1 protein-coding gene is annotated in these 571 nt (G+C 60.9%); it reads right to left on the reverse strand.

Going from position 1 to position 571, the window contains the following annotated elements:
• Nucleotides 1-123: 123 nt before the first annotated feature.
• On the reverse strand, nt 124-571 hold a 448-nt coding region (locus tag EN749_RS36900), incomplete at its 5' end, for a hypothetical protein (RefSeq protein ID WP_128365124.1).

Genomic DNA, 571 nt, shown 5'->3' on the forward strand with positions numbered 1-571 from the left:
ACCTTCGGCTCTGCGGCCACCAACGATGGAACTGAGATGTCAAGGCGGGGCTTCGCAATTTTAGAATCTGTCCCGAGGAGGGTGCCGCTTGCGGGGTTTGCGACAGGGTGGAGCCGTCGTTGCTCATCCGACCACGGCAAGGCTGCGGAGAAACTGCTCAGCTGCGAGTACGACGAAAGATACGACCGTCATCATCAGACCGCGCTGGAAGCGGGCCTGCTTGATCAGCCTGACGCGAGATGCCTTCATCAATTCGGAGGCGAGAACAGAGGTCCAATCGGACCTCGCCGCTTCTTGGACGAACTCCCCGACATCGGCAAACCTGTCGGGATCAACGTAGAAGACGGGCTCAGGCGAGCAGGACGTCTTGGGGGCAAGTTCCCGCTCCGCCCGGCGTCGACTCGGATAGAGCACTTGTCCGAACTGCAGGATCGGCATGATGAGGATCGCCCAGACTCCCGCGAAGAAGAGCGGTCCCAGTGGCGCGTGCGTGGGTAGAAGATCGCCGAAACGCAGCACAAGATTGAGCGCGAGGATGTAGCCCACGCCGACGATCTGAGCCTTCGTGTCG

It is taken from the genome of Mesorhizobium sp. M7A.F.Ca.ET.027.02.1.1 (assembly GCF_004022985.1).
In the GTDB taxonomy this organism is placed as follows: domain Bacteria; phylum Pseudomonadota; class Alphaproteobacteria; order Rhizobiales; family Rhizobiaceae; genus Mesorhizobium.